Source organism: Methylobacterium sp. WL9 (assembly GCF_008040035.1).
Classification (GTDB): Bacteria; Pseudomonadota; Alphaproteobacteria; order Rhizobiales; family Beijerinckiaceae; genus Methylobacterium; species Methylobacterium thuringiense.
The window spans coordinates 1-26399 of sequence record NZ_VRVE01000060.1; the positions used below are offsets into that span (position 1 = coordinate 1).

General features: G+C 68.3%; 20 protein-coding genes and 1 tRNA gene. 11 read left to right on the plus strand and 10 right to left on the minus strand.

All coding sequences use genetic code 11. From position 1 onward, the window contains the following. Window positions 1–645 precede the first annotated feature (645 nt). The 8 genes from sbnA to FV217_RS16070 all read left to right on the plus strand — a co-directional run bounded on the left by sbnA (window position 646) and on the right by FV217_RS16070 (window position 11561). Window positions 646–1665 (plus strand): 2,3-diaminopropionate biosynthesis protein SbnA, encoded by a 1020-nt coding sequence (sbnA, locus tag FV217_RS16035; protein WP_147818182.1) that lies wholly within the window; start codon window positions 646–648, stop codon window positions 1663–1665. Window positions 1666–1770: 105 nt separating this feature from the next. Beyond that, window positions 1771–2781: a 2,3-diaminopropionate biosynthesis protein SbnB gene (gene sbnB / locus FV217_RS16040; RefSeq protein ID WP_147818183.1), complete on the plus strand. Its 1011-nt coding sequence runs from the start codon at window positions 1771–1773 to the stop codon at window positions 2779–2781. 25 nt (window positions 2782–2806) lie between these two features. Further along, window positions 2807–4555: an IucA/IucC family protein gene (locus FV217_RS16045; protein ID WP_187272601.1), complete on the plus strand. Its 1749-nt coding sequence runs from the start codon at window positions 2807–2809 to the stop codon at window positions 4553–4555. Beyond that, complete coding sequence (locus tag FV217_RS16050) at window positions 4552–5742, plus strand: MFS transporter (protein WP_147818185.1); 1191 nt, start codon at window positions 4552–4554, stop codon at window positions 5740–5742. Before FV217_RS16045 ends, FV217_RS16050 begins: the two co-directional genes overlap by 4 nt. After that, a complete protein-coding gene (locus FV217_RS16055) occupies window positions 5739–9188 on the plus strand; it encodes an IucA/IucC family protein (RefSeq protein ID WP_147818186.1) in 3450 nt (1149 codons plus the stop codon). The genes FV217_RS16050 and FV217_RS16055 overlap by 4 nt, the downstream gene beginning before the upstream one ends. Beyond that, window positions 9185–9967, plus strand: coding sequence for an aldolase/citrate lyase family protein (locus FV217_RS16060; protein ID WP_147818187.1), 783 nt, complete (start codon window positions 9185–9187; stop codon window positions 9965–9967). Before FV217_RS16055 ends, FV217_RS16060 begins: the two co-directional genes overlap by 4 nt. Beyond that, the gene (locus FV217_RS16065) at window positions 9964–11178 is read left to right on the plus strand and encodes a type III PLP-dependent enzyme (protein ID WP_147818188.1); all 1215 of its coding nucleotides are present in this window, start codon (window positions 9964–9966) and stop codon (window positions 11176–11178) included. The genes FV217_RS16060 and FV217_RS16065 overlap by 4 nt, the downstream gene beginning before the upstream one ends. Continuing rightward, window positions 11175–11561 carry a ParB N-terminal domain-containing protein gene (locus FV217_RS16070; RefSeq protein ID WP_147818189.1) on the plus strand — a complete coding sequence of 129 codons (387 nt, stop codon included), beginning with the start codon at window positions 11175–11177 and terminating at the stop codon, window positions 11559–11561. The genes FV217_RS16065 and FV217_RS16070 overlap by 4 nt, the downstream gene beginning before the upstream one ends. Before the next feature lie 250 nt (window positions 11562–11811). On the opposite strand, the gene FV217_RS16075 is transcribed toward FV217_RS16070, so the two are convergent. Next, window positions 11812–13002 carry a GGDEF domain-containing protein gene (locus FV217_RS16075; protein WP_187272602.1) on the minus strand — a complete coding sequence of 397 codons (1191 nt, stop codon included), beginning with the start codon at window positions 13000–13002 and terminating at the stop codon, window positions 11812–11814. A gap of 423 nt (window positions 13003–13425) precedes the next feature. Here FV217_RS16075 and FV217_RS16080 point away from each other — a divergent pair, with 423 nt between their 5' ends. After that, on the plus strand, window positions 13426–14115 hold the full coding sequence (locus FV217_RS16080; protein ID WP_147818191.1) for an OmpW family outer membrane protein: 690 nt from the start codon (window positions 13426–13428) through the stop codon (window positions 14113–14115). Between the two features lie 363 nt (window positions 14116–14478). Here the strand turns inward: FV217_RS16080 and FV217_RS16085 are convergent. From FV217_RS16085 to FV217_RS16125, 9 genes are all read right to left on the minus strand, one after another. Beyond that, window positions 14479–14555: transfer RNA gene (locus FV217_RS16085), tRNA-Arg, on the minus strand. 245 nt (window positions 14556–14800) lie between these two features. Further along, window positions 14801–16201, minus strand: coding sequence for an NAD(P)(+) transhydrogenase (Re/Si-specific) subunit beta (locus tag FV217_RS16090; protein ID WP_147818192.1), 1401 nt, complete (start codon window positions 16199–16201; stop codon window positions 14801–14803). A 4-nt stretch (window positions 16202–16205) separates the two neighbouring features. Then, window positions 16206–16649 carry a proton-translocating transhydrogenase family protein gene (locus FV217_RS16095; RefSeq protein WP_147818193.1) on the minus strand — a complete coding sequence of 148 codons (444 nt, stop codon included), beginning with the start codon at window positions 16647–16649 and terminating at the stop codon, window positions 16206–16208. 2 nt (window positions 16650–16651) lie between these two features. Beyond that, on the minus strand, window positions 16652–17938 hold the full coding sequence (locus FV217_RS16100; protein ID WP_147818194.1) for a Re/Si-specific NAD(P)(+) transhydrogenase subunit alpha: 1287 nt from the start codon (window positions 17936–17938) through the stop codon (window positions 16652–16654). 139 nt (window positions 17939–18077) lie between these two features. Beyond that, window positions 18078–18371 carry an aa3-type cytochrome c oxidase subunit IV gene (locus FV217_RS16105; RefSeq protein WP_147818195.1) on the minus strand — a complete coding sequence of 98 codons (294 nt, stop codon included), beginning with the start codon at window positions 18369–18371 and terminating at the stop codon, window positions 18078–18080. Between the two features lie 115 nt (window positions 18372–18486). Then, entirely contained in the window at window positions 18487–19854 is a 1368-nt protein-coding gene (locus FV217_RS16110; RefSeq protein ID WP_147818196.1) for an AarF/ABC1/UbiB kinase family protein, read from the minus strand. 89 nt (window positions 19855–19943) lie between these two features. Beyond that, on the minus strand, window positions 19944–20330 hold the full coding sequence (locus FV217_RS16115) for a type II toxin-antitoxin system death-on-curing family toxin (protein ID WP_147818197.1): 387 nt from the start codon (window positions 20328–20330) through the stop codon (window positions 19944–19946). Beyond that, window positions 20327–20551, minus strand: a complete 225-nt coding sequence (locus FV217_RS16120; RefSeq protein ID WP_147818198.1) for an AbrB family transcriptional regulator — start codon at window positions 20549–20551, stop codon at window positions 20327–20329. Before FV217_RS16120 ends, FV217_RS16115 begins: the two co-directional genes overlap by 4 nt. Window positions 20552–20646: 95 nt before the next feature. Next, window positions 20647–22449, minus strand: coding sequence for a M3 family oligoendopeptidase (locus FV217_RS16125; RefSeq protein WP_246682854.1), 1803 nt, complete (start codon window positions 22447–22449; stop codon window positions 20647–20649). A 373-nt stretch (window positions 22450–22822) separates the two neighbouring features. On the opposite strand from FV217_RS16125, the gene FV217_RS16130 reads away from it, so the two are divergent. Both FV217_RS16130 and FV217_RS16135 read left to right on the plus strand, forming a co-directional pair. Continuing rightward, window positions 22823–24316 carry a sigma-54 dependent transcriptional regulator gene (locus tag FV217_RS16130; protein ID WP_147818200.1) on the plus strand — a complete coding sequence of 498 codons (1494 nt, stop codon included), beginning with the start codon at window positions 22823–22825 and terminating at the stop codon, window positions 24314–24316. A gap of 234 nt (window positions 24317–24550) precedes the next feature. Further along, window positions 24551–26399, plus strand: a 1849-nt coding sequence (locus FV217_RS16135) for a L,D-transpeptidase family protein (RefSeq protein ID WP_147818201.1), incomplete at its 3' end; no start/stop codon positions are given.

Genomic DNA, 26399 nt, shown 5'->3' on the forward strand with positions numbered 1-26399 from the left:
TCAGGACGGCCGCGACCAGGATCGTACCGGTTCTGCCGAAGCCTGCGCCCAGGCCGTCCCGTCGCCCCGTGCCGGCTTCGCTGCGTCGATCGCGATCTCGCCGATACGTCATAAACAACAATCCACCGCCTCAGACGCGAACAAATATAGAACTACATATAATACAGTATTATAACGTCTGTACACGAGTCCGTGATGCTATCTACCGGGTCCATTCACACGCCTGCAAGCTATGGGGCAGTGACGGCTGACGGTTTGCGCGATCCGTGATCTAAGAGACACAAGGTTGTTCTGTTCTAATTCCAAACATTGATTTTTCGTATAGAACGCAACCATTCCCGCGAGCGTCATTTCTGGTCCTTGAGCGAAGCTGTTTCTCCTCGATCGAGGACGCGGTGGCGGGTATTTTTCATTCTTCGCCCTCCAGCAAGATCAAGATTTATCTGACAATTTTTCCATACGATAGAATGGTTCTATCGTATTTTCCAAGACGTGATCTTGGTCATTCATCCAGGTTCTTGATTTTTGCTTGTCAGCAGCTATGTCTTTGCCAAGCTGACGCGCCGGGAAATCTTTCCTGCTGCCGCCTATTGAGGCCGCATGGCGCCGGACAACTTCAGAGCCATTCCAAAAATGGAAGCAGCCATGACGACGAGCTCAGAAACGACGGTCGGCAGTACGCCGCTGGTTCGACTCGACCGGGTCTTTCCGCCCGATGCGGTTCCGGTCTTCGCCAAGCTCGAAATGTTGAATGTCGGCGGCAGCGTGAAGGATCGCACGGCTCATTACATGGTCGAGCAGGCGGTCAGGTCGGGCCGCATCACCGCCGGCAGCCATCTCGTCGAGAGTTCGTCGGGCAACCTCGCCATCGCTCTGGCGATGATCGCCCGGCAGCGTGGGCTGCGCTTCACGGCCGTCGTCGACCCAAACATCGCCCCCGCCAACCTCCGGCTGATCGAAGCGTATGGCGGACAGATCGATAGGGTCGAGGAGAAGGACGAGGAGGGCGGCTACCTGCACACCCGCGTGCGCCGCGTGAAACACCTCGCCGGGACGATTCCGGGCGCCGTCTGGCTCAACCAGTACGCCAACCCCGATAACTGGCGGGCACATTACGACGGGATCGGTACCGAGATCCTGCGCGAGATGCCGGCCGAGCCGAGCCACGTCGTCGCCGCGGTCTCGACCTGCGGCACGCTGATGGGTCTGGCGCGGCGCCTGCGCGAGCGCTGGCCGCGGATCGAGGTCGTCGCGGTCGACATGGAAGGCTCGGTCATCTTCGGCGCGCCCGGCGGCCGTCGCGACATTCCCGGGATCGGGGCGAGCCGCGTACCCGAACAGCTCTCGGAATCCGAGGTCGACGGCGTGATCTACGCGACGGACTGGGAAGCGGCGCTGGGCTGCCGCCGCCTCGTCGACAACCAGGGCATCTTGGCCGGCGGTTCTTCCGGCGCGGTCGTCGCCGCGATCGGCAAGCTGATCCCGCAACTGCCACGCGGCTCGCGCATCGTCACGCTGCTGCCGGATCGTGGCGAGCGCTACCTCGACACCGTCCACGACCGGAGCTGGCCCGAGCCGGAGCGGCGGCTGACGCGCTCATTCGCGGATTCCTATCACCGCGTCGCGAAGCGCCGCCCCGACGCCGCGAGACCCGCCGCGGCCTGACCGGCGGTCCAGATCCGACGCGAAACCCCGAGCGGCGCTGCTCGCACGGGGAGCGCCGTCCCATGCGCCGATCCATCGACCCCTCGTTACCAGAAGGCGAACGCCATGACCGCTCCGACTCTGCGCTACCTGTCGCGCTCCGACATCGCCGCCCTCGGCGGCGACCATTCCGACCTCTACATGGAGGCGATCGAGCACGGCCTCCGCCTGCATGCGGCCGGCGAGTTCGTGCAGCCGCTGAAGCCCTACCTGCGCAACCCGCGCGGCCGCCACATCGCCGACCGCATCATCGCCATGCCGGCCTGGATCGGCGGCGAGGCCCCCATCTCCGGCCTGAAGTGGATCGGCTCGAAGCACGACAACCCGTCCGCACGCGGGATGGAGCGGGCGAGCGCCGTGATGGTGCTGAACGATGCCGAGACGAACTTCCCCGTCGCGATCATGGAAGCGGGCCTGATCAGCGCCATGCGCACCGCCGCCGTCACGGGAATCGCCGTCCGGCACCTCGCGAAGGCCGGCTTCACGGATGCCTCCATCGTCGGCTGCGGCCCGATCGGCGAGCGGCAGGCGCGGATGCTGGCCGAACAGTTCCCAGGCCTCGAAAGCCTGCGTCTGTTCGACCTGCGCCGGGAGGCGGCCGAGGACCTCTCGGTGCGACTGCGCGACCGGTTCCCGCGGCTGCGCATCGCGATCGCCGAGACCGCCGAGGCGGCCGTGCGCGACGCGTCGGTCGTGATCACCTGCACCGTGACCGACACACCCTACCTGCCGTTCTCCTGGCTCTCGCGGGGGACTTTTTTGGCCAATGTCTCGATCATGGACGTGGAGAGGGAGGTTTTCCTGAAGTCCGACAAGGTCGTCGTCGACGATTGGGACCAATCGAACCGCGAGAAGAAGATCATCAACCTGCTCGTCGAGTCGGGGCAGTTCTCGCGCGAGACCCTGCATGCGGAACTCGGCGAGATCGTCGTCGGCAGAAAACCCGGCCGCGAGACCGACGACGAGGTCATCCTGCTGAACCCGATGGGCATGGCGATCGACGATGTCGCCTGCGCCGCCGCGATCCTGCGCCGCGCGGAGGCGAAGGGCGCCGGCACCGTTCTGCCGCTGTACTGACGGGCGGCGCGCCGTGACCGTACCGATGACGCGTCCGATCGGGCCGGAACTCCTTGCGGAGCTCTTCGACGCCTTTTGGATCGAGGACGTGGCGGGCTTTCGCAGTCGCGCGGTCCTGGGGCCGTGCTTCGCCGACGGCAGCCGCGACTACGCTCTGGCCCTCGGCGCCGCCCACCTGCGCGCGACCGTAAGACCGGACGGCTGGAGACGCGGCGTCCGCCTCGCCGGGCCTGTCCGCTATGAAAGCGCCACGGCCGAGGACACCCTCGACGCGTCGGGCCTGCTCACCCGCGTGCTCTCGGCCGTACCGGACCTCTCTCCCGCCATCGCCGCGGGTACGATCGCGCGGCTGCACGGCATCGTCGGAGAGGCCGATCTCTGGGACACGACGGCCGCGGATGTGGACACCGACGCGCGGGCCGGGTTGCCGCTGGCTTTCGAGCGGCTCGCCGCCTGGCGCGACCGCCCGTTCCACCCGCTCGGCCGCTCACGGCACGGTCTGAGCCGGGAGGAGAGCGTCGCCTACGGCGCGGAAACTGGCCGCTACTTTCCGCTATCGTGGTGTGCGCTGTCGCGGGAGCACTGCGCGGCGTCGCCGCTGGCCGATCCCGGCGGGCCGGCATGCGTCCTCCTCGATGCCCCCCAGCGCATGATGCTCGACGCCGAACTCGCCGAGCGCGGCCTCGCCGCCTCGCACGTCGCCATCCCGTTGCATCCCTGGCAGGCCGCGCACGCCCTCGCCGAGCCGTTCGGTGCCGAGGCGCGCTCCGGCTGCCTCGTTCCTCTCGATTTCCAGGGTCCGCTCTGCGCGGCGACATCGTCGCTGCGGACGGTGGCGCTGCCGTCGCGTCCCGGCCTTCACCTCAAGCTGCCGCTCGACGTCCAGACGCTCGGCGTGCGTCGCCTGCTGCCGCCGCAATCCCTGCAGAACGGCCTGCACGGCGAAGCGCTGGTGAGGACGGCCATGCCGCGCGACCCCTGGCTCGCGCGCCACGTCCGCGTCGCCGACGAGACGGCATTCTGGCATTTCTCGGAAGGCGACGGCGACATCTACGCGGAACGCGGCGCCCTGCTCGGATGCCAGATCCGCCGCCTTCCGGACGAGGCCGGCGTGCCGGTGCCGCTCGCGAGCTTCGCCGTCGTGCCGCTCGGCGGTCTGCCGCCGGCCGTCCGCGCCGTGGCCGGAGACGATGCAGATCTGAATGAGCTTTTCGCCGGGATCGCCGACCTCGTCCTCGGCGCAGCCTTGCGCTGCGTCGCCCTGGGTTTCGTACCGGAGTTGCACGGCCAGAACGCGCTGCTGCTTTGCTCCGACGGTGCGCCGCGCCGCATCGTGCTGCGCGACCACGACACCGTGCGCACCGCGCCAGCCTGGCTCGCCGAGAGCGACCTGACCGTTCCGCCGTATCGCGTCACCGATCCGTTGCGGAATTCGCTGCTGCTGCGCCGGCCCGAGGATCTCCTCGCCTACGCCCAGACGCTGGCCGTCGACGTCGCCCTGCGCGCCGTCGCCGAGGCCTTCGCTGCTGCCGGGCAGGGATTCGGCCTGCACGCGGCGCGGCGTATTCTCGTCGCCACCTGCGAGCGCGTGCTCGCCGAGACCGACATGCCGGCCGCACGGCGGTCGTTCATCACGCGGATCCTGCTCGATACCGAAGAGGCGCCGTTCAAGCAGGTGCTCACGCCGCTCCTCACCGTCGAGACGGCGAACACCTCGATGCCGAGCCGGCTCGGCTCCGCGCCGAACCCGATCTTTCGCGGCGCACTGCAATGAGCGCCATCTCGCAGCCCCTGACAGCGGATGTCCGCACCGACCCGGTGCATCCGTACGATCTTCTCGCCCTCGTCGCCCTCCAGACGCTGGTGACGGCGGCGCCCCTGGCGCTGCTGCCGTTCCTCGGGATGCAGGTCGCCGGGATGAGCGATGCGCCGGCCTTCTGGACGGCGATGGCGCTGGCGGCACCGGCCGTGACGACCCTCACGCTCACGCCGGCTTGGGCACGGCTCGCCGTCTGGGTCTCGCTCCCCGGCCTGATCCTCTGGACCGGACTGCTCAGCGCCCTCAGCTGCGCGATGATTGCCTCCGCGACCCATCCGCTCGCTCTGGTGCTCGCCCGCCTCGTGCAGGGTGCAGCCGGCGGCGGCGTCGTGCTGGCCCTGGCCTTCCGGGAAGTGGGCCTCGACCCGGCGCGCGGCTACACCCGGATGCAGCAGGCCGTCTCGGCCGGCTGCCTGATCGGGCCGCTCGTCGGCGGCCTGGCCTTCGAACACGGCCGCTTCACGACGCTGATGCTCGCCTGCGGCGGCCTCGTCCTGGTGGCGAGCCTCGGGGCGGCGGCCCTGTGCCGTGGCATCTCCCTCGACGCGCCGGAGGGTAGCGCCGGCGGCAGGATCACCGGCTGGCCGGTCCTCGGCGCCGGCCTGCTCGGCAGTGCAGGAGCCTTCGCCTTCGTCGCCTTCTTCCCGACCTGGGCGACAGCAGCCGATCCGGCCATGTTCACGCCCGGGCTGATCGGCCTGCTGCACTCCTCGAGCTGGCTCGTGGCGCTGCTGGTCCTGCCGTTCTGGGCCCGCGGCATCGGCGCGCTCTCGCCGCTGACGGCGCTGGCCCTGTCGCTCGCCGGCTGCGCGCTGGCCTTCGCGGCGATCCCCCTCGGACTCGGACTCGTCGGGATCGCGGTACTCCGGCTGCTGCAGGGCGCCCTGTTCGCCGGACAGTCGCCGGCCCTGTTCGCCGCGGCGGAAGCGGCCGGCCCGAACCGCGTCGCCGCAATCGCCCACGTCCGGGCGAGCCTCACCCTCGGGCAGCTCGCCGGCCCCTTCGTCGCCGGGCTCGTCCTGGTGCCGTTCGGCCCGGCCGGAGCGATCTGGGCGGCGGCCGGGCTGTCGCTCGCCGGCGCCGTCTGGCTCGTCGTCGCCCACCATCCCATCCATCGAAAGAACCGGAGCCGCGCTGCATGACACGCGCCCTCGCCACATCGGACCGACCCGACCCGGTCGCGGCCGTCCACAAAGCGCATGCGATCGAGCGCCTGCTCAACACCTGGCTGCGCGAGTGCGCGGGCGGGGTCGCGCCGCGGGAGGGTGAGATCTGCGCGATTCCATTGGGCACCGATACCGTGACCGTACCCTGCCTGCGGTCTTCGCCGGGCGGCTTCCACGCATGGGGTGGCCCTCTCCGGCTGCGTCTGCAGGACGGGCGAACCGTACCGTGCGACGATCCCGGAGACCTGGCCCGGCGCATGGTCGATGCCCTCGCAGGCGAACCGAGCCCGATCCGCGAGACGGTGAAGCGGCGCATGCTCGACAGCCTCGACCGCTCCGCCGATCACATCCGGGCCTGCGCGCATCGGGCGCCCGACCTCACGCCGATCGGGCTCGAACAGAGCTTGTGGCACGGCCACCCGTTCCACCCGCTGGCAAAGAGCGTCGACGGCTTCTCGGAGGCCGACACGGAAGCCTACGGCCCGGAGCGCGGTGTCGGCTTCCGGCTGCGCTGGATCCTGGCCGATCCCGATCTCGTCATCGGGCTGTGGCGCGACCCGGGCGCCGAGGCCGCGACCCGGGAGGCACTGATTGCCCTGTCCGGCCTGCCACCGGAGACGATCGGCGATCGCGTCGTCCTACCGAGCCACCCCTGGCAGGCCGCGCGGCTCGAGACCGATCCGGCCTTCGCGGCGCTCGCCGCCGAGGGCCGGCTCGCGCTGACCGGCCCGAGCGGCGAGACGGTGCGGCCGACCTCGTCCGTGCGCACGGTCTTCGCGCCCGCGAGCAACCTGTTCCTCAAGCTGCCGATCGCGGCCCGCATCACCAACTTCGCCCGCACCAACAGCCGCGAGCATCTGGCGCGCAGCATTGCGGCCGCCCGCGCCTTCGCGGCAGTGCCGGAGGCTGTCGCCGAGGCGGGGCTCGACGTGCTGAGCGAGCGCGGCGCGCTGTTCCTCGATCATCCGCAGCTCGATGCGGTGACGGGCGTGCTCCTGCGCGAGGGGCCGTCCCGCGAAGCCTTCGTCGTCGCCGGCCTGCTGGAGCCCTCGCCCCGCGACGGCAGGCCGATCCTGGCGGCCCTCGGCTGCGCGCTGACCGGGGCCGACGAGGCCGCGGCCTGGATCCGCGCCTATGGACATGCCGTTCTGCTGCCGGTTCTGCGCCTGTTCGCGACGACCGGGATCAGCCTGGAGGCGCATGCGCAGAACAGCCTGCTGGCCTTCGATGCGCGGCCGGACGGCCGCCTGCCCGAACGTCTCGTCCTGCGCGACCTCGAAGGCGTCAGCATCGACGGGCATCGCTTCTCGGCGGTGGCGGGCGGCCTCGAACTCGATCCGGCGGTATACTACGCGGCCGACGAGGCGTGGCACCGGCTGCTCTACTACCTGATCGTCAACCAGGCCTCCCACGTCGTCGCGGTCGTGGCACGGGCGGCCGAAACCGGCGAAGCCGGCCTCTGGCAGGTCCTGTCGCGGACCCTCGCCGAGGCCGACGAAGCCCCCGAGACGGTCGCCTTGGTCTCACGGCTCCTCGACGCCGAGACGTTGCCCGCGAAAGCCAACCTCGCGAGTTGCCTCGCCGGGCGCGGCGAACGGCCCGCCTATGTCAGGCTCGCCAATCCGTTGCGCAGCTCGAAGGAGAACACCCGCCTGCACGTCGCGGGGGACGCAGCGTTGCGCGCCTGGAACGAGGCGGGCCAGCGCGTCGCCGTCCAGCTGCTCGGCGCATTGCTGCACGAGGCATTGTTGCCCGGCGCGATCCTGACCATGCAGGGCGAAGAGGAAAGCCTTCGCGTCGTGCTCACCGTCGCGGAGGGCGAACGAACCTACGTCGCCCGCGCGCGCCGGATGTGGGCCTACGGCCGCGTCCTCGTCGAGACCGGCAGCCTCACCACGGAGGGCGGCCCCGTCGGCGACGCCTCCGTCTTCCTCGCCGACCTCCTGCCGCACCTGCCCGGTACGGCGGAGGACCATGCGCGCTTCGCCGAAGAGTTGGCGCGCACCCAGGACAACCATGCCCGCGCCCTCGAACACGGTGCCGGCACGACCCTCCGAAACCTCGCCTACGACGAGTTGGAGGGCGCGTTGCCCGACGGGCATCGCTACCACCCCTGCTTCAAGTCGCGGATCGGCTTCTCGCCTGCCGACAACGCTGCCTACGGCCCGGAATTCGGTGCGGAGCTGCGCCCGGTCTGGATCGCCGCCCACCGTTCGATCTCGGCCGCGAGCGCCATCGGCGCCGACGGCAGCCAGGACGACGGCCTGCTGTCGCAAACCCTCGACGCCGCGACCCGGGCCGCCTTCGACACCCGCATCGCCGAACGCGGCGGCCGGCCGGACGCGTTCGTCCTGCTGCCGGTCCATCCGTGGCAGTGGGAGCGCCTCGCCGACGGTGCGAGTGCGGCGGAGCGGCACGCAGGACGGCTGGTCGTCCTCGGCGAGGGACCGCACGTCTACGGCGCGCAGCAATCGATCCGCACCCTCGCCGACCGGACCGACTCCGCCGCGCCCTCGCTGAAGCTCTCGCTCTCGATCCGCAACACCTCGACGGCTCGCACGCTCGCACCGCACACGGTGCTCAACGCGCCGATCGTGAGCGCGTGGCTGCAGGAGATCGTCCGCGAGGACGCGTATCTGAGCGGATCGGGCACCGTGCTCCTCGCCGAGCGCATGGGGGCGGCGGTGACGATCGCGCCGCCCTGGGATCGGGCAGGCAGCTTGCGCGGTGCGCTCTCGGTGATCTGGCGCGACCCTATCGGCCCGCATCTCCAGGGCGACAGGGCCGTGCCGTTCACGGCTCTGACCCATCGCGACGGCGACGCGCCGTTCATCGCCGACTGGATCGCGCGCCATGGCGTCGAGCCCTGGCTCGACCGGCTGCTCACCGTGGCGATGCTGCCGGTGGTCCATCTGCTCGTCGCCAAGGGCGTCGCGCTGGAGAGCCACCAGCAGAACATGGTGCTGTTCCACCGCGACGGCTGGCCGACCCGGGTGGCGCTCAAGGATTTTCACGACGGCGTTCGGTTCGTGCCGAAGCTGCTGGCCTGCCGCCGGCCGAAGCTCGTGCCGACGCCGGCCGAGCACGCCCGCGTCAACGCCAACTCCTACGTCGAGGCGCGCGAGGTCGAGGATGTCCGCGACTTCATGGTCGACGCCCTGTTCGGTGTGAACCTGGCCGAGCTCGGCTGGTGCCTCGAACTCTGGTTCGGGTACGCCGAACAGCGATTCTGGGAGCGGGTCGTGACTGTTCTGCGCGACCATTGCGCGGCGTTCCCGGAGGCGCGCGAAGGCGTGCGGCGCTATCGGCTCGCCGCCGAGACCGTGGTGATCGAGGATCTCGCCCGCCGCCGTCTCGACCCGGCCGGTGCCCGCGGCCGCACCGTCGCCAACCCCCTCGCCGCTTTGGGAGACGGCCTGTGACGGCGCGCCTTCGCCTCAAGACGGCCCTCGATGCCGGCCGGCCGACCGGCGGCCTGTTCGTGTCGATTCCCGCCCCCGAGATCGTCGAGATCGCGGCGGTGGCGGGCTTCGACTTCGTCCTGATCGATTTGGAGCACACCCTCATCGACGGCGGCGCCCTCGAACAGCTCCTCGCCGCGGCCGACCGGGCCGGTTTGAGCGCCCTCGTGCGTGTGCCGAACGCGTCCTCCGAGCGCATCCTCCAGAGCCTCGATGCCGGCGCGGCCGGGATCGTGGTGCCGCGGGTCGACACCTTGGACCAGGCGGAGGCGGCGGTACGGAACGCGCGCTACGCGCCGCGCGGCGCACGGGGACTCAATGCCGGCCGCCTCGGCCGCTTCGGCGATTGCGACCTTGCGGATCTCGTCGCCCGGCTCGATCGCGAAACCCTGGTGATCGCGATGATCGAGACGCCGGCGGGGCTCGACGCCGCCGCGCGGATCGCCCGTGTCAACGGCCTCGACGGGCTGCTCTTCGGCGCCGCCGACTACTCGCAGGCGATCGGCCTGCCCTGGCAGACCGGCGCACCGGCCGTGATCGCGGCGGGAACCGCCCTCGCGCGGATCTGCCGGCAAGCCGGGATCCTCAACGTCGCCTTCGCGCGCACGGAGGCCGACGTCCCGCGGATGCTCGAAGAGGGCACCCTCGGAATCATCGCCGCCAACGACCGCGGTCTGTTGCGCCGGGCGCTGACCCAGGCGGACCGCGGCTGGCGCGCCGCCACCGGAGCCCAAGCATGACGCTGTTTCGCCCCACCGCCGAGCAGATCGCCGCGCTGACGCACGACGACCGTCCGGTCTGCGCATTCCTCTACGATCTCGACGCCCTGGTGCGGCAGGTCCGGTCGCTCGTGTCGGCGCTGCCGCCCGGGGCCGACTTCTTCTACGCCGTGAAGGCGAACAACGACCCGCGCGTGCTCAGGGCGCTCGCCCCCCATGTCGGCGGTTTCGAGGTCGCCTCCGCCGGCGAGGTCAGGCGGGTCCGCGCCGCGCTGGGCACGAGCGCGCGCATCATCATGGGCGGCCCGGCCCGCACCGAATCCGACGTGACCACGCTTCTCGCGCACGGCGTCGAGCGGCTCCACCTGGAGAGCATCCAGGCCATGCGGATCGCCAACGCCGTCGCCGATGCGACCGGCGCTGTTCTCCCGGTGCTGCTGCGGGTCAACCTCGCCGGTCCGGTCCCGGGCGCGACCCTGACCATGGGCGGGGCGGCGACGCAGTTCGGCATCGAGGAAGCCGCGATCCCCGACGCGATCACGGTCCTTCGCGATTGCCGGGCACTGCGTTTCGAGGGCTTTCACTTCCATACGGTCTCGAACAACCGCGACGCAGCCGGCCACGCCGCGCTCTGTGCCGCGGAACTCGCGCTGGCCCGCCGCTGGGCGGAGGAGCACGGCTTCGATCTGAAGCTGGTCAATCTCGGCGGGGGCTGGGGTGTCGACTATGCCGATCCGGACTGGCGCTTCGATGCGGCCGGGTTCGCACGCCTGCTCGCGCCGCATCTCGACGGCCGGACCCGCGTGCAGTTCGAGTGCGGCCGCATCGTCGCGGCCTACCATGGCGCCTATGTCTGCGAGATCGTCGACCTCAAGCACGCGCATGGCCGCGCCTTCGCGCTCCTGCGCGGCGGCACGCACCATTTCCGGCTACCGAGCTCCTGGGCGCACGACCATCCTTTCACGATCCAGCCGCACGAAGCCTGGAACCACGATTGGCCGCGGCCCGAGATCACGAACGCACCGCTCACCCTGGCCGGCGAGCTTTGCACGCCGAAGGACATCCTCGCCCGCGACGTCACGGTCCCGCGCGCCCGGATCGGCGATCGCGTCGTCTTCCTGATGGCCGGCGCCTACGGCTGGGACATCTCGCACCACGACTTCCTGTGCCACGCGCACCCGGAGCGGCTGTTCCTCACCGACGGCGCCATCGTCCCGGAGCGGGCGGCATGAACACGGACGAGATTCGCCTGATCTCCCCTCTCGACCTGCGACCGACGGAGGAGATCAGCCTGGGCCGCGTCCGCGAGGTCATCGCCATGATCGTCGCGCGGCAGGCCTGGACCCAGCCGATCTGCCTCGAACGGACGACGCTCGCCATTCTCGATGGGCACCACCGTCACGCCGCCGCGATCCAGCTCGGCCTCCGCCGGGTTCCGGTCCGCGTCTTCGCCTATGAGGCGGTGGAGTTGGCATCATGGCGCGCAGAGATTCATCCGACACGGGACGAGGTTCTCAGACGTGCTCGTGCGGGCGAACTCTACCCACCCAAGACGACGCGTCATTCGTTTGAGCAAAGTAATTTTCGAATAGATAGCTTGCAAGTCTTGATTTGATATATCCCGATTTAGCTTCCGCATATTTTTATGACAAATTGCAATATTTTAGAAACTTAGCGATAGATCACGACAACTATTTGCGCAAAATACACACTCTATATATAAAACTAATTTACAAATAAATGACTCCACGACGATCTTAGACGACACATTCTGCTTTTAAAAAATCCGAATACAGAATTCGACGGCAGATTTTCCTTTATACGGGCCTCCAAAACAGTTTAAAGCTCAGTTTCTAGATTATACCTCAGGCTGCCGAGGCGTTTTCACCAACCTGCCAAGCCGCGTGAAGATCGGCAAGGATTTCCTCGCCGCGACGCGCCTGGGCACCTTGTGACGAGGCGCGGGCCGGCCCGAAGCAGACCCTGTTGCGGCCGCCGGTCTTGGCACCATAGAGCGCGGCGTCGGCCCGTTGCGTGGCCTGCTCGAAGTCGCCGTCGCCCAGGTTGACCGTGGCGATACCGATGCTGACCGTCACCGCGAGCGAGCCGGCCCGGAGCGGAAACGGCTGCTCGGCGACGCTTGCCCTCAGCGACTCGGCAATGACGGCAAGCTCCTGCCGAGTAACCCCCGGCAGCACGACCAGGAATTCCTCCCCGCCCCAGCGGGTGATGATATCCGAAGCCCTCAAGACACCTCGCATCCGGTTCGCGAACGCGATCAGGACGAGGTCGCCGCTCTCGTGACCATGGCGATCGTTGATGGACTTGAAATGATCGATATCGGCGATGAGGAGGCCGGCCGGCATGTCTCCGCTGGGCACGTAGCGGTGGCGCAACGCCTCCTGCAGGCCGCGGCGATTGTAGAGGCCCGTGAGCGGGTCCGTCTCGGCGATCCGGACGAGGTTGCGGTTGGCCCGCTCCGCGGCCATGGCGACGTAGCCGAAATAGACGAAGACTCCGGCGACCTGATCGAGGATGAGAGAGGCGCGTGCGCTCTCCGCCGAGGCGATCGGTCTGTCGGTGCCGAGGAGCATGCCGATCGAGAGCACGAAGACCAGCGCGTAGAACCCGAAGGCCACGGCCTCGATGTACTGGGACCAGAGCCGTGCGGTTCCGGCCGTCCTGCGGACGGTCTCGTAAAACGCCAGGACCGCCACGATGAGGCAGCAGGCGAACACGGCAGCGAGGGCCAGCCGGTTGGAGAGGCCAGCCAAGAGCATGGCCGGATACAGCAAGCCCGGCAGGGCACAGAGGAATACGCCGAGCCCGATATCGACCGGCCGTCCGAAGAAACTCCGGAAGCCCGTCCAGGATAGGACAAGGCTCGCACTGTAGAGCCAGTAGACCACAATCGTGACCGGAACGGACGGCAGGGTCTCCGGCGGAACGCCCATCATGATGAACGATCCGGCCATGGACGCGCCCATCGCCCCCATCCAATGCCACAGATAGGTCTGCCCACGCTGGCTCAGGGCCATCACGAGGAACACGATCACGTAGGCGCATCGACTTGCACCGCTGGCAAAATGGAGCGTGGCGAGGTCAAGCAACATAACGCACGGATCTCTTAAGCTGCCACCACCGACAGATACCTTGCAAACCCGATGTCTGTCGCCCTGCGCCGAAGCCAGACCTTCAAGGCAATCGTTTGTTAACGATACGGAATGTCTTGATGAAAGCTCTTTCTATCCATGAGCAGAGATGCGCCCGAATTTCTAATAATTCCCTAGCCCCACAGCGATAAACTCGAACAAAGCACCGTTAGTGAAATTGAGATTTTCGTAATATTCCCGCCATAGGTTTTGGTGAGGGGCGCACGAGAGGTAGCGCTTCTGGAACGGCCGAGCCGCCCGGGCGGCCGCTTCGCGTTTCGGGAACGCCGGCACGCCTGCGCGGAACGAACCTCTGAAAGCAGCCTCATGTCGAAGATCGACCCGTCTCGCATCGCACTCGTCGTCGGGCTCGTCGCGGGCTCGCTGGGATCCGCAGCATCGTGCGCGGCGGAACCGTCCGGTCCGGCGACAGCGGAATCGTTCTCGGCGGCGGACGGCCTGAAGGCGGGGGACTGGCTCGTGCACGGCCGGATCATCGGGATGATCCCGACGGAACGGACCTCCCGCATCGAGCTCATCGGCGGCCGGGTCGACACGCCCACCGCCGTTCTGCCCGACCTCGACGTGTCCTACTTCCTGACGGATCATCTCGCCGTCTCAGGACAGGCAGGGGCGATCCGCACCCGCCCGGTGATCCGGAACTCGCTGGCCGGCGACATCGCGATCGGATCGATCTGGAACGCGGCCGTCGCTGGCGTGGTGCGGTATCATTTCCTGCCGAATGCCCGGTTCAATCCCTACCTCGGCGTCGGCGCCAGCGCGACGACACCCATCGCGGTCTATCCGGCGAAGGGAATCCCGGCCTTCACGGTGAAGTCGCAGGCGAGTCCGCTGATCCAGGCCGGCTTCGATTATCACCTGACCGGCAACTGGTTCGGAAACGCGATGGTCAAGTACGTCTTCGTGCCGCCTGTCTCGTACGAGGTTGCGGGGGTCCAGGTGAAGGCCGACTTGAACATGCTCATCGTCGGAGCGGGGATCGGCTACCGCTTTTGAACTCGATTTTGCCGATCTGGCGGGCTGTCGAACCGGCCAAGGCCACGCGGCGGACGCTGCGATTTGGTTGGTGGCGTCCCCGCCAACGGACATCGCGCTTCTGCCCGCCCCGCGTGGGTCGTATCGCCTAAGCGTGGGGTAGCTGCGGCGGTGCCGCCAGGATCGCCTGCCGGCGCCGGGGCGATCAGGCTGCCGCTTCCCTCGGCCTGTCGCCGAGAGCTTCGATCGATGACGTCGGGCTGGTCGGATTCCGCTGCCGCAGCCCGATGCGATCGACGGGCCGTCGATGCCGCACCAAGCGGCTCAGTAGCCAGTTGGCACTTAAGCTGCCGTTTTTCGACGAGAAAAGAATAACGGAAAGAATGGCGCGCCCGAAAGGATTCGAACCTCTGACCCCCAGATTCGTAGTCTGGTGCTCTATCCAGCTGAGCTACGGGCGCGCAGTGATCGGGGGAGCAGCGAGTGCCTCGCCCGTTCGTGGGGGGGTGTCTAAGTCCTTCGCTGCAGCTTGGCAAGCCGTTTTGGCGCGGTTTCCGACGTGATGGCGCCGGTGGCTCGGATGGTGGCACGGCCTGACGAAATGCAGAAGCCGCCGGCCCGATGCGATCGGGCCGGCGGCTTCCGGAAGTGTCGTCGGCGGGGCGGCAGGCCGGCACTCGGCGCAGGTGCGCCGCCCCCCCTGTCGTCACATGTTCTTCAGGATCGAATCGACCATCTTCTTGGCGTCGCCGAAGAGCATCAGCGTGTTGTCGCGGAAGAACAGCTCGTTCTCGACGCCGGCATAGCCGGAGCCCATGCCACGCTTGAGGAAGAGCACCTGCTTGGCGTTCTCCACGTCCAGCACCGGCATGCCGTAGATCGGCGAGGTCTTGTCGGTCTTGGCCGCCGGGTTGGTGACGTCGTTGGCGCCGATGACGAAGGCGACGTCCGTATCCCGGAATTCGCTGTTGATGTCCTCGAGCTCGAAGACCTCGTCGTAGGGCACGTTGGCCTCGGCGAGCAGCACGTTCATGTGGCCGGGCATGCGGCCCGCGACCGGATGGATCGCGTACTTGACCTCGATGCCCTCCTTCTTGAGCATGTCGGCCATCTCGCGCAGGCTGTGCTGCGCCTGGGCCACCGCCATGCCGTAGCCCGGGACGATGATGACGCGCTCGGCGTTCTTCAGAAGGTAGGCCGCGTCGTCGGCCGAGCCCTGCTTGACCGGGCGCTGCTCGGCCCCACCTGCCCCGCCGCCGCCGGCAGTCTCACCGCCGAAGCCGCCGAGGATGACCGAGATGAACGATCGGTTCATCGCGTGACACATGATGTAGGACAGGATCGCGCCCGACGAGCCGACCAGCGCGCCGGTGATGATCAGCGCGAGGTTGCCCAGCGTGAAGCCGATGCCGGCGGCCGCCCAGCCCGAGTAGGAGTTCAGCATCGAGATGACGACCGGCATGTCGGCGCCGCCGATCGGCACGATGAGCAGCCCGCCGAGCGTCAGCGACACCAGCACGATCAGCCAGAACACCAGCTTGCTCTCGCCGCCGATGAACAGGCCGAGCAGCACCACCAGCAGGACGGCGAGCCCGATATTGATCAGGTGCCGCTGCGGCAGGATGATCGGCTTGCCGGACATGCGGCCCGACAGCTTGGCGAAGGCGATGACCGAGCCGGTGAAGGTGATCGCACCGATGGCGACGCCGAGCCCCATCTCGAACAGCGACTGCCCGTGGATGTGGCCGTTCTCGACGATGCCGAAGGCCTGTGGCGCATAGAGTGCGCCGGCTGCGACGAACACCGCCGCCATGCCGACCAGCGAGTGGAAGGCGGCGACGAGCTCCGGCATCGCCGTCATCGGCACCCGCTTGGCGATCAGCGCGCCGAGGCCGCCGCCGATGCCGAGACCGAGCAGGACCAGGAACCAGGCGCCGATGCCCGAGGGCGGATGGCCGACCAGGGTGGTGAGCACGGCGAGCCCCATGCCCACCATGCCGTAGAGGTTACCCTGGCGGGAGGTGGTGGGGTGCGAGAGCCCCCGCAGCGCCATGATGAACAGGACGCCGGCGACGATATAGAGAAGGGAGGAGATGTTCTCGGACATCGTCTCAAGCCTTCTTCTTGTACATGCCGAGCATGCGTTGGGTGACGAGGAAGCCGCCGAAGATGTTCACGCTGGCGAGCACGATACCGATGAAGCCGAAGAAACGGGCCCAGCCGGTGCCGTGCTCGATCAACGGGACGCCGACGGCGAGGATCGCGCCGACGATGATGACGGAGGAAATCGCGTTGGTCACGGACATCAGCGGCGTGTGCAGCGCCGGGGTCACCGACCAGACCACGTAGTAGCCGACGAAGATCGCGAGCACGAAGATCGCGAGGCGAAACACGGTCGGGTCGACGGCGCCGTGCGTCACGGCTGCGGCGCCGTGGCCGAGGCCGTCGGCGATGCTCTGGGCGTAGTCGGCGTTCTGCCGGGCGATGTCCGCGGCCCGCGCGGCCGCCGCCGCCTGGGCCTGGTCGGCCGCCGCGCTTGGAGGAAGGGTGGCCATGCTTATTTCTCCCCGTCCTTGGTCGCGGTCGCAGACGTCTCGAGCCCCTTGGTGTCGAGACCTTTGGCGTCGGGCAGCTTGGCTTCGTTCGAAGCCGCAGATTCCTCGGACTTCACGTCCTCGGGCTTCGGCGTGTCCGATTTCGGCGGCTCGGCCTTGCCCTTGAAGGCGTCGTGGACGACCGCGCCGTCGCGGGTGAGGTTCGTCGCCTTGACGAGCTCGTCGTCCCACTTGATCGCGAGCTGCTTCGACTCTTTGTCGATCAGCGTCTCGACGAAGGCGTAGAGGTTCTTGGCGTAGAGGCCGGAGGCGGTGGCGGCGAGGCGGCCCGGAACGTTGGCGTGGCCGACGATCTTGACGCCGTTCTCGGTGACGACGACCTCGCCGAGCTTCGAGCCCTCGACGTTGCCGCCGCGCTCCACCGCGAGGTCGACGATGACCGAGCCCGGCTTCATCGAATCGACCATGGCCTTGGAGAGCAGCTTCGGCGCCGGGCGGCCGGGGATCAGCGCCGTGGTGATGACGATGTCCTGTTTGGCGATGTGGGTCGCCACCAGCTCCGCCTGCTTCTTCTGGTATTCGGCCGACATCTCCTTGGCGTAGCCGCCCGAGGTCTCGGCCTGCTTGAACTCCTCGTCCTCGACCGCGACGAACTTGCCGCCGAGGGAGGCGACCTGCTCCTTCACCGCCGGGCGCACGTCGGTGGCCGAGACCACGGCGCCGAGGCGCTTGGCCGTGGCGATCGCCTGCAGGCCGGCGACGCCGACACCCATGATGAAGGCCTTGGCCGCGGGCACCGTGCCGGCGGCGGTCATCATCATCGGCAGCGCCTTGCCGAATTCGGCGGAGGCATCGATCACCGCGCGGTAGCCGGCGAGGTTGGCTTGGGAGGACAGCACGTCCATCACCTGGGCGCGGGTGATGCGGGGCATCAGCTCCATCGCGAAGGCGGAGATGCCGGCATCGGCCATCGCCTTCACCTCGGCCTCGCGGCCGTAGGGATCCATGATCGCGACGACGACGGCGCCGCTCTTGAGGGTTTTCAGTTCGTCCGCGTCGGGGCGGCGGACCTTGAGGACGATGTCGGCGTCCCTGACGGCCTCGTCGGCCGATCCGGCGATCGTGGCGCCGGCATCCTCGTAGTCCTTGTCGGTGATCCCGGCATCCTTGCCGGCGCCGGACTGGACCGCGACCTCGGCGCCGAGGGCCACGTATTTCTTGACCATGTCGGGGACGGTCGCCACCCGGGGTTCCCCCGGATCCGATTCCGTCAAGACGCCGATGCGCATTCAAGAGCTCCCGTTCTTACAACGACCCGTCGGGGGCGCCGGTATCCGAGCCAATATGATGTGTTCGCCTGTGCGGGCCGCCCCGCCGGATACCTCGATCGCGACCCGTGTCAGGATTTTCGGAGATGTGGTCGAAAGCTTAGCCGAAGGCCAGCACCAGCAAGAGCAGCACCAGCACCACGGTCGGGGCCTTCCAGCCGATTGACGGAACGAAGGAGCCGATGGCGGCGGCGACCCACGACAGCAGGACGCCGGCGATGGCGGTCAGCCAAGCCTCACGAACGCCGCCGACGGCGAGGGCGAGGACCCAGCACAGCACGGTCACGGAGCCGATTTCGACGAATTTCACGAAGCCGCGATAGGTCTGTTCGTGCGTCTTCTCGTCCATCGCCGGGCTGTAGCTCACACCGGACAAGGTCTTCGTATCGGCCATCGCGTGCCCGTTCCCTCAAACTCGTCTTGTTCTGGTCCAGCGCGGATTTAGCGCATGGGCCTGCCAGCGGCAATCGGCTTGGCCGTCCGGCAAACGATTGATCCGAGGAATTTTCTCAGGCCGGGGCCTTGAGGCCGACCGCGTCGAGCGCCGTCTTCTGCCGTGCGCCGAGGGATTCGAGGGAGAAGTGCTCGATCTCGGCCTCGAACAGGCGGTGGTAGTTCAGCTCGGAGCGCAGGTGCAGGAACACGGCGCCCAGGCCTACCGCGGCGCGGTCCATGAAGACGAATTCCTGCGGCACCGTCACCGGCCCGTGCTCCTTCAACGCCTGATGCACCGAGAAGGCCTCGCGGCGGCCGTAGGCGCCGGGCTTCACCCCGTCGGCCACCGTGCGGGTCCGGTCCTCCAGCAGCGGCCCGTAGATGAAGCGCGCCCAGATGTTGAGGATGTCGATGGTCTTGCGGTCGAGCCGCTTGAAGCCCCAGACCTCGTAGGCGTGGACCACGCGGTCGTGGTCGCCCTGCTGCAAGCCGCGATAGAGGTCGACCACGCCGCCGACGAAGCGCGGATGGAAGATCCGCACGCAGCCGTAATCGAGCAGGTTGATGCCCTGCGCCTCCCTGTCTCCTTGGCCGCCTTCCGAGAAGACGGTGTAGTTGCCGAGATGCGGATCGCCGTGGATCACCGCGGCGCGGCTAAACGGGTGCCACCACGCCTTGAACATTGCCTGCGCGATCCGATTGCGGATCTCCACCGGCGCCTCGGCGAAGGACAGGATCCGCTCGCCGTCGAGCCAGCCGAGGGTCAGCAGGCGTTTGGTGGACAGGTCCGGGTGGACCTCCGGCACGCGTACCGCATCGACGTCCTTCAGCACGTTGCCATAGAGGCGGGCGTTCTGCGATTCCCGCTCGTAATCGAGTTCTTCGCGGATGCGTTCGCCGATCTCCTTCTTGATCTCGCTGGTGTCGAGCCAGGAGTTCATGCGCCGGTGCAGGGCGAAGGCGACGTCGAGCTGCTTGAGATCGGCCTCCACGGCGGATTGCATGTCCGGGTACTGAAGCTTGCAGGCCAGCGGCGCACCGTCGAGCGAGGTCGCCTTGTGGACCTGACCGAGGGAGGCCGCAGCGGCGGGCTTCAGGTCGAAATGCGAAAAGCGCGTCTGCCAGTCGGCTCCGAGTTCGGCCATCATCCGCCGTTTGACGAAGGCGGCGCCCATCGGCGGAGCGTCCGCCTGCAGCTTCTGCAATTCGGCGGCGTATTCGGGCGGGAGCAGGTCGGGGATGGTGGCGAGCAGCTGCGCCACCTTCATGATCGGTCCCTTGAGGCCGCCGAGCGCCTGGGCCAGGGCGGCGGGGTTGCTCTCGCCGCCGAACATCCGCGCCATCGCCATCCGCGCGGCGACGCCGCCCATATTCGCGCCGACATTGGCGTAGCGGCTCGCGCGGGCGGAGAAACGGTTGGCTTCGCGGTCGGATTCGGCCATCGGCTGGGTCTGTCTCGTGTCGCGGTTCGCTCACGAGATAAGCCGGGGCGGCGCCGGCACCAGTGCGCTGGGTCCGCGCGTCGCGGGCGTCAGGCGGCCGGCCAGTTGTCGCGGATCCAGCGGGTGAGGCCGGATTCGTCGATCTCGCCGGCGGCGAGGCCTAGGATCATGGCGGTTGCCTGAGCCTGGTCTGGCCGGAACGGTATAGCGTTCAAACGCAGGAACGTCGTCATTGCCACGAAAGCGATGCGCTTGTTGCCGTCGATGAAGGCATCATTGCGCGCGAGCCCGAACGCGTAGGCCGCTGCTAGCGAGGCCAGATCGGCCGCCTCGTAGCGCCATCGGTTGATCGGCCTACCGAGAGCGGATTCGAGGGCGTTCTCATCACGGATGCCGGGCGGCCCACCGAAACGGACGAGCTGTTTCTCGTGGGCAGCCTTGACCTCTTCCGTCGTCAGCCAGCGGGGCTCGGTCATTTTGCGAGCGCCCTCAGAGTGTCTCGATACTCGTCCATGATGTCATCAACGACCGACATCGCCTGATCGAAATCAGGGTCGTAGGGCGTCAAACGAACGCCGCCATCTGCGAGTTCGGAGATATGGAGCCACTGGCCCTGCTGAAGGTTCAGCCGGGTGACGAGATCCTTCGGAAGGATCACGCCGGTGGAATTGCCGATCTTCTTGACTTCGAGTTTCATAGCAATGCCCGCGCGTGTTGTACTTTCCGTATAACACGCGCGGGCATGTAGGCAAGCGGGCATGTAGGCATGCCCGCACGGAGTTCGCGCGCTCGTCAGCTTCCCGCCTCCATCCCCTCTAGCTCCACGATCATCCCCTCGATCATGCCGAGCCCGATCTGCCAGAAGGCCGGGTCGGTGGCGTCGAGGCCGAAGGGCTTCAGGAGTTCGCCGTAGGGCTTCGAACCGCCGGCCTTGAGGAGCGCGAAGTAGCGCTCGACGAAGCCGTCCTCGGCCTCGGCGTAGACCCCGTAGAGCGAGTTCACGAGGCAGTCGCCGAAGGCGTAGGCGTAGACGTAGAACGGCGAGTGGATGAAGTGCGGGATGTAGGCCCAGAACGGCTCGTAGCCCTTGTCGAGGGTGATGGCGGGCCCAAGGCTTTCCGCCTGCACCGACATCCAGAGTTCGTTGATGCGCTCGGCGGTGAGTTCGCCCTCGGCGCGAGCGAGGTGGACCTTCCGTTCGAACGAATAGAACGCGATCTGGCGCACGACCGTGTTGATCATGTCCTCGACCTTGGCGGCGAGCATGGCGCGCCGCTGGGTTTTGTCCGTGGTGGCGGCCAGCAGCCGCCGGAAGGTCAGCATCTCACCGAAGACGCTGGCCGTCTCGGCGAGCGTCAGGGGCGTCGGCGCCATCAGCGCGCCGTTGCCCGCGGCCAGCACCTGATGCACGCCGTGGCCGAGTTCGTGCGCCAGCGTCATCACGTCCCGCGGCTTGCCCTGGTAGTTCACCAGGACATAGGGGTGCGCCGAGGGCACGGTCGGGTGGGCGAAGGCGCCCGGCGCCTTGCCGGGCCGGGTAGGCGCGTCGATCCAGCCGTAGTCGAAGAACTTCTTGGCGATGCCGGCCATCTCCGGCGAGAACGCACCGTAGGCGTCGAGCACCGTGTCGCGCGCCTCGGTCCAGGGGATGGTGCGCTGCTCGACCTTCGGCAGCGGCGCGTTGCGGTCCCAATAGGGCAGCGCTTCGACGCCGAACCACTTGGCCTTCAGCCGGTAATAGCGGTGCGACAACCGGGGATAGGCCGCTTGCACGGCCTCGACCATGGCGGCGACGACCTCGGGCTCGACGCGGTTCGAAAGGTGGCGCGCGTCGGCGACATCCTTGAAGCCGCGCCAGCGGTCCGAGATTTCCTTGTCCTTGGCCAGCGTGTTGGTGATGAGCGTGAACACGCGGAGATTGCCCCGCAGCGTCTCGCTGATGGCAGCGGCCGCCTCCCGGCGCACGGCGCCGTCGGGATCCTGCAGCTTGTTGAGGGTCGGCTCCAACGTCAGCTTCTCGCCGCCGATGGGGAAGCGCAGGGCCGCGATGGTCTCGTTGAAGAGACGGTCCCAGGCCGCGTTCGCGGTGACGGACTTTTCGAGGAAGAGCTTTTCGATGCGGTCGTCGAGCTGGAACGGCTTCTCCTTGCGCAGGTCGTCGATCCAGGGCCGGTAATGGGCGAGCGGACCGTCGGCCATCGCCCGGTCCATCACCGCGTCGTCGACGCGGTTGAGTTCGAGGCCGAAGAACAGGAGATCGCCCGAGGCCGTCGTCAAGCGCTCGCGGGTGTCGCCGTAGAACTTGGCGCGGGTCTCGTCGGTGGTGTCGCCGGAATAGACGAGGCCGGCGAACGACATCAGCCGCCCGAGGAGATCCTCGATCGCCTCGTAGGCCTTCACCACCGCCCCGAGCTTTTCGGAGGCGTCCGGCCCCTCGGCCAGGGCCGCGATCCGGCCGGCGTAGTCGGCGGTGAACGCCCGGCAATCGGCCTCGGCCCTGGGGAGGTCGGCGCGGAATTCCGGCGCGTCGATCCCGGTATAGAGATCGCGCAGATCCCATTCCGGCAGCGCGCCGAGGTCGACCGCATGGGCCATGGCCTTCGCGGTGGCGAGACTCTGCGCTGCCGTCGGAAGTCCCGCGGGCGTTGCGACTCGGCTCGACATGGGGCTGCTCTCTCCAGCGGCATGGGCGCCGCATCATGCGTTTCGTTGGCGCGCCTGATATCGCGCGCACTATGCGGCCGATCAACGAGGGATCGGAAAATCCTCGCCGACGCCCGCCCCATGAGAGCCGTCCGACGGTTCGCGGCAAAAACCCGCAACGTCGTTAAGCGGAGCTTTACGCTCTTGGGCGACCCTACGCTTCGAAACGGAACAGCCCGCAAGGAACCCGCCGGTCGCGCTCTTGGATCACGAGGCGCTCCGGACGTGCGGTCGGCTGTCCCCAACGAAGAAGCGAGGGATCCGCATGTCGACCACCGTTCTCATCGTCGATGACGATCCGGTGCAGCGCCGCCTCGCCGAGAGCATGGTGCGCCGCCTCGGTTTCGATGCCCGCATCGCGGAGAACGGCCTCGACGGCCTCAACGCCCTGCGTGCCGGCGGCGAGATCGACGTCGTCCTGCTCGACCTCGTCATGCCCGGCGGCCTCGACGGCCTCGGCGTCATGGCCGAGATGCGCAAGGCCGGCATCGACACCCCGGTGATCGTCCAGACCTCGAACGGCTCGATCGACGCGGTCGTCAACGCCATGCGGGCCGGCGCCGTCGATTTCGTCGTGAAGCCCGCCGGCGCCGAGCGCCTGCAGGTCTCGATCAAGAACGCGCTGCGGGTCGACCAGCTCGAAGAGGAGGTCCGGCGCATGCGCCGCCGCGCCTCCGGCGCACTCGGCTTCAAGGATCTCAGCTCCAAGAGCCCGGACATGGACCGGGTCACCCGGCTCGCCGAGCGCGCGGCCAAGTCCAACATCCCCGTCCTGATCGAGGGCGAGTCCGGCGTCGGCAAGGAAGTGCTGGCCCGCGCCATCCAGGGCTCCGGCGAGCGCCGCGGAAAACCCTTCGTCACCGTCAATTGCGGGGCGATCCCCGACAACCTCGTCGAATCGACCCTGTTCGGGCACGAGAAGGGTGCCTTCACCGGCGCCACGGAGCGCCATGCCGGCAAGTTCGTCGAGGCCTCCGGCGGCACGCTCTTCCTCGACGAGATCGGCGAGCTGCCCCTCGACGCCCAGGTGAAGCTGCTGCGCGCCCTGCAGGAGGGCGAGGTCGACCCCGTCGGCGGCAAGCGCGCCGTGCGCGTCGACATCCGCCTGATCTCTGCGACCAACCGCTCGCTGCTCGACCTCGTCAAGCAGGGCAAGTTCCGCGAAGACCTCTATTACCGCCTCAACGTCTTCCCGATGACCCTGCCGCCCCTGCGAGCGCGCCGCGAGGACATCCCGGATCTCGCCCGCTCGTTCTGCGCGCGCTTCGCGGCGGAGGAGGGCAAGCGCCTGCGCGGCATCTCGGCCGAGGCGATGGCGCTGCTCTCCCGCTACCCCTGGCCCGGCAACGTGCGCCAACTCGAGAACGCGCTGTTCCGTGCGGTGGTTCTCGCCGACGGCGACGAGCTCTCGGTCACCGAGTTTCCGCAGATCGCGGCGCAGGTCGAAGGCTTCGACGTCCGCATCCCGCCGCTGCCGAACCAGCCGTCCCTGGCCGCCGGTATGCTGGAGCCGGTCCGCGAGATCGTGCGCGTCGAAGTGCGCGACCCGCACGCCATGTCCCTCGTCGTCGAGGACACCAGCGAGATGAAGACCATGGAGGAGGTCGAGGCCGAGGTGATCCGCTTCGCCCTGCAGTTCTACCGCGGTCGCATGTCGGAAGTCTCGCGCCGCCTTGGAATCGGCCGATCCACCCTCTACCGCAAGCTCAAAGACCTCGGCCTGGACGGCGACGACAAGGCGGAGGAGGCTGCGGCCTGAACCGTGCCTCGTCGACAGGGATGCCGATACGGCGAGCACGGGGCGGCGCCGGTTCGGGCGGGTGCGGCTTCGAGATATGTTCGCAGGCCGGCAGCGCCTTCGGGCCGCGCCGGATCGGCTCCGATCGGGCGCGCGCTCCACATCGACCGAACGGTGCGGTTGCACACGGCCGCGCTTAAGACGATAATCATAGAATCCATATAGCCTCGGGCTGTATCGGTGGAGACTTTCGTTATGCGCGTCTCGTTGAGCGCCACGCGTACGGCCTCCGCGGTCCTGTCCGCGGTTCTGGCATCCTCCGTCTGCATGGCGACGCTGGCGCATGCACAGGACACGCCGCCGTCCGCCCCATCGACGATTCGCAGCGCCGCCGTCGAGCCCTCCTCGACCGTGAAGGCCGAGCCGTCGGCCGCCTCCGGCGACGATCTCGGCGCGCTGCCGCCGACGAGCGACGCGCCGCCGCAATCCGACTTCAAGGAACCGGCCAAGGACGAGCAGCCCGTCACCGCCGCACCGGCCGTGCCGACGCATCCGCTCGATCCGCAGGGCGAGGCCATCATCGCGCGCCTGAAGGACGGCAAGCCGCTGCTGGCACGCCTGCCCGCCAAGGATCGCGAGGCGATGCTCGCGTTCTACACCATCGCCGATTTCAAGCCGGTCTGGATCGCCGGGGGCGCCTTCACGCCGGTCGCGCAATCCGTGATCGCGCGGCTCCGCGCCGCCGCCGAGGATGCGCTCGATCCGGCCGCCTACCCTGTCCCGGTGCTCGGCAGCGCAATGAGCGAGGCCGAGGTCGCCGATGCCGAGTTGAAGCTGTCGGCGGCCGTGGCGCTCTATGCCCGCGATGCCCGCGGCGGGCGCGTCAACCTCGCGGCCATCTCGAAGCTGATTACGCCGGATCTCGACCTGACGCCCGCCGACCTCGTGCTCGGCCAACTCGCGGTCTCGGGCGCGGAGGCGGGGGACCGGCTCCAGGCCTACAACCCCAACCAGCCCGGCTACCTCGCCCTCAAGCAGCGCCTCGCCGCCGGACGCGGACCGGCCGTGCCGAGTACCGCCAACCGGACCGGCACCCTGCAGATCCCGGTGGGCGTGACGCTGAAGGCCGGCATGAGCGATCCGCGCGTGCCGCGGCTGCGCGCACATTTCGGCCTGCCCGAGCATAGTGCCGGCACCCTCGACGCCGGCCCCGGTGAGCCGGACGTCTACGACAGGGACGTGGCGGACGCGGTCGCCGCGTTCCAGCGCAGCCGCGGACTGCCGGCCAACGGCAACCTGACCCGCGGCACCATCATCGCCCTCGCGATTCCCGACGACGTGCGCCAGCGCGCCGGCTCCGGCGGCGGCGACGAGGCGGAGCTCGTCTCCAACATGGAGCGCTGGCGCTGGCTGCCGCGCGAGCTCGGGCCCGACTACGTGCTGGTCAACGTCCCCGAGTTCCGCCTGCGCGTCTATCGCGGCGGCGCGATGCGCGACGAGACCCGTGTCATCGTCGGCAAGACCGAATCGCCGACGCCGATTTTCTCCGGCGCCATGGAGACGGCGGTGGTGAACCCGTCCTGGTACGTGCCGCCCTCGATCCTCAAGACCATGCTCGCCTCGGGCCGCACCAGCGGATTCGAGGTCGTGCGCCGCGGCGGCCATGTCTCGCTGCGCCAGCCGCCGGGCGAGCGCAATGCGCTCGGCTTCATCAAGTTCCTCTTCCCCAACCAGCACGCGGTCTACCTGCACGACACGCCGAACCGCTCGCTGTTTTCGGCCGCGAAGCGCGCCTTCAGCCATGGCTGCGTGCGCGTCGACGATCCCTTCCGCTTCGCCGACGCCGTGCTGCCCGACAGCTGGACCGAGGCGAGCCTGCGCAAGCTGATCGGCAAGGGCGAGCGCTCGATCCGCCTGCCCCAGAAGCTCCCGGTCCACATCGCCTATTTCACGGCCTACGTGGACGACAACGGCACCTACCGCACGCTGCCCGACCTCTACGGCTACGATGCCCGCATCAAGGAAGCCCTCGGCCTCTCGAGCCGGCCGGGCGCGATGGTCTCGGCCCCGACCGAGCCGGTGCGCCGCGCGGCGAGCGTGCAGC